The 2,803-nt window shown below is 61.9% G+C and carries 5 protein-coding genes and 1 pseudogene; all 6 read left to right on the forward strand.

The window, feature by feature from the left end; genetic code table 11:
• A pseudogene (locus R6T97_RS10780) lies at positions 1 to 81 on the forward strand (gene transfer agent family protein); the annotation flags it as partial.
• A gap of 3 nt (positions 82 to 84) precedes the next feature.
• Positions 85 to 279, forward strand: a complete 195-nt coding sequence (locus tag R6T97_RS10785; protein WP_410349297.1) for a rcc01693 family protein — start codon at positions 85 to 87, stop codon at positions 277 to 279.
• Positions 272 to 931, forward strand: a complete 660-nt coding sequence (locus tag R6T97_RS10790) for a phage tail tape measure protein (RefSeq protein WP_410349298.1) — start codon at positions 272 to 274, stop codon at positions 929 to 931. The genes R6T97_RS10785 and R6T97_RS10790 overlap by 8 nt, the downstream gene beginning before the upstream one ends.
• A gap of 8 nt (positions 932 to 939) precedes the next feature.
• Positions 940 to 1,572 (forward strand): TIGR02217 family protein, encoded by a 633-nt coding sequence (locus tag R6T97_RS10795; protein WP_410349299.1) that lies wholly within the window; start codon positions 940 to 942, stop codon positions 1,570 to 1,572.
• Complete coding sequence (locus tag R6T97_RS10800) at positions 1,569 to 2,450, forward strand: DUF2163 domain-containing protein (RefSeq protein ID WP_410349300.1); 882 nt, start codon at positions 1,569 to 1,571, stop codon at positions 2,448 to 2,450. The genes R6T97_RS10795 and R6T97_RS10800 overlap by 4 nt, the downstream gene beginning before the upstream one ends.
• Positions 2,447 to 2,803 (forward strand): peptidase (locus R6T97_RS10805; RefSeq protein ID WP_410349301.1); only part of this gene is annotated, 357 nt, incomplete at its 3' end. The genes R6T97_RS10800 and R6T97_RS10805, both read left to right, overlap by 4 nt.

Consider the following 2,803-nt stretch of genomic DNA (forward strand, 5'->3'; position numbering starts at 1 on the left):
GCCGAGATTGCCGGTGGTCCGGTCGGTGCTGCAAAGGCTGCGGCGCTGATGCTGGCGCGCGCCTTTGCTGCGCCTGAATAGCGGATGGACTGGGCGGGCCTGATGCGGGCGGGGTTGCATCAGTTACGGCTGCCACCCCGCGAATTCTGGGCGCTGACCCCTGCGGAATTGCAGATCATGCTGGGTGCCACTGGCGCTGTTGCCGCGATGGGGCGTGTGCAGTTTGACGCCTTGCTGCGCGATTTTCCTGATCAAGTGAAGGACGAAGAAGATGGATGACATCGACAAGATTGATGCGCTGCAAAGCGATATCGGCGCGTTGGAAAACGCGCTTGGTGACACCTCGGCCATGACGGCGGCATTTGAGGATCAGTTGCGCGCGGTGCAGGGATCGCTGATCGAAACAACCCGCGATCTGGGCCATCTGGAGCGCGGCTTTTCGCAAGGCTTGCGGACGGCGTTTGACGGACTGGTGCTGGAAGGCCGCAGTCTGACGGATGTGCTGGGGGGACTGGCCGAGAAGATGGTGAATACCGCCTATGCCGCAGCGGTCAATCCGGTGACAAACCATTTTGGCGGGATGCTGGCGGATGGTTTGAACGCTGCCGTTTCGGGGCTGATGCCCTTTTCCGATGGCGGCAGCTTCATTCAGGGCCGCGTCATGCCCTTTGCCAAGGGTGGGGTTGTCAGCAGCCCCACAACCTTTCCGATGCGCGGTGGCACCGGCCTGATGGGTGAAGCGGGGCCAGAGGCGATTATGCCGCTTGCACGTGGCGCTGATGGCCGCTTGGGGGTGCGCGGGGCAGGTGGCGGACCGGTCACAGTGAACATGAACATCACCACCCCCGATGTGCAGGGATTCCAGCGCAGCCGAGGACAGATCGCGGCGCAAATGTCCCGTGTTCTGGGCCGCAGTGAACGCCACAGATAGGAACCGATATGACATTCCATGATGTAAGATTTCCCGCCTCGCTCAGCTTTGGGGCCTTGGGTGGGCCGGAACGCCGGACCGAGATCGTGACGCTGGCGAACGGTTTTGAAGAGCGCAACACACCATGGGCCCACGCCCGCAGGCGCTATGACGCGGGGTTGGGTCTGCGGTCTTTGGATGATGTCGAGACGCTGATTGCGTTCTTTGAGGCGCGTCAGGGGCAGTTGATCGGGTTTCGCTGGAAGGACTGGAGCGACTATCTGTCCTGCAAGCCCTCCTGCGCGGTCGCGGCTTCGGATCAGTTGATTGCCGTCGGCGATGAAACCACACGCGTCTTTCAGTTGACGAAATCATACCGGTCCGGGGGCGCGGTCTATAAGCGGCCAATTTCAAAACCTGTGCGCGGGTCCGTGCGCACCGAGGTGGGCGGGGTTCTGTTCCGGCAAGGTGTCGACTACGCGGTGGACTATGACCGCGGTTTGCTGACCTTTGCCAATGCCCCTGATGCTGGTGCCGAAGTGCGGGCGGGCTATGAATTTGATGTGCCGGTCCGGTTCGATACCGACGTGATCATGACCTCGGTGTCCAGTTTTCAGGCGGGCGAAGTGCCCAATGTGCCTGTGATCGAGGTGCGGCTATGAGCGCGGATCTGCTTTATGCGCATCTGCGCGGGGGTGTCACGCACACCTGTCATTGCTGGCTCGTGCGCAGGCGCGACGGCGTTGTGCTGGGGTTTACCGATCACGATGCAAGCCTGCAATTTGACGGGGTTGTCTTTACCCCGCAAAACGGGCTGAGCGCACGGGCGATAGCCAGCACAACAGGCCTTTCGGTCAACAACACCGAAGCCTTTGGCGTGCTGTCCGACGACGCGATTGCAGAGGCCGATATTCTGGCGGGGCGCTATGACGGTGCCACGGTGCAGGTCTGGCTGGTTTGCTGGGATGATGTGCGCGCGCGCAAGACCTTGTTTCGCGGCACGCTGGGCGAGATCACCCGCGGCGCGGGCGGGTTCGAGGCCGAATTGCACGGGCTGACCGAGGCGCTGAACCAGATGCAGGGACGGTCGTATCTGAAGACCTGCAGTGCTGTGCTGGGTGATGCACGGTGCGGGTTTGCCTTGGATCATCCGTCCTACCGGCTGGACCATACCCTTGATGCGCCAAGCGACGGGCAGGTGTTTGCGCTTGCGGGCGTCGAAAACTTCCACGCAGGCTGGTTCGAAGGCGGTGTGCTCGAGGTTCTGAGCGGTGTCGCAGCCGGGCTGAGAGGGATGATCAAGACGGATGTGGGTAAGCAGGAACGCAGGCTGACGCTTTGGTCGCCATTGAATGCACCGGTCGCTTCCGGCGATGTTCTGCGCCTGACAGCGGGATGCGACAAGCGTCCGGCGACCTGTCGTGAGAAGTTTGGCAATTTCGTGAACTTCCAAGGTTTTCCCGACATGCCCGGAGATGAATGGTTGGTCAGCGTACCGCGCTCGGACCAATCGCACACGGGTGGGAGTTTGACACGATGAGCCAGCAAATCGTTGATATTGCGCGTGCCTGGATCGGGACACCCTATTTGCATCAGGCCTCGGTGCAGGGGGTGGGATGTGACTGTCTGGGTCTTTTGCGTGGTATCTGGCGCGTACTTTATGGATCGGAGCCCGAGGCGATTCCGGCCTATACGCAGGACTGGTCGGAACCGCAGGGGGCAGAACGCCTGATGTCGGCGGCAGAAAGGCATCTTGCCGGTGCGAGCGGCGCGCCCCTGGCTGCTGGACAGGTAATCGTGTTCCGGATGCGTCAGGGGGCGGTGGCAAAGCATCTGGGGCTGGTCTCTGACGCTGGCGCGGCGCCGCGGTTCATCCATGCCTATCAGGGGCAT

Origin of the sequence: Yoonia sp. (assembly GCF_046498525.1) — a bacterium.
GTDB lineage: Bacteria > Pseudomonadota > Alphaproteobacteria > Rhodobacterales > Rhodobacteraceae > Yoonia.

Bases quoted from the DNA above. Each gene is read 5' to 3' on its own strand.
- R6T97_RS10795 (WP_410349299.1), top strand. From the start codon at position 940: ATGACATTCCATGATGTAAGATTTCCCGCCTCGCTCAGCTTTGGGGCC.
- R6T97_RS10785 (WP_410349297.1), top strand. From the start codon at position 85: ATGGACTGGGCGGGCCTGATGCGGGCGGGGTTGCATCAGTTACGGCTG.
- R6T97_RS10790 (WP_410349298.1), top strand. From the start codon at position 272: ATGGATGACATCGACAAGATTGATGCGCTGCAAAGCGATATCGGCGCG.
- R6T97_RS10800 (WP_410349300.1), top strand. From the start codon at position 1,569: ATGAGCGCGGATCTGCTTTATGCGCATCTGCGCGGGGGTGTCACGCAC.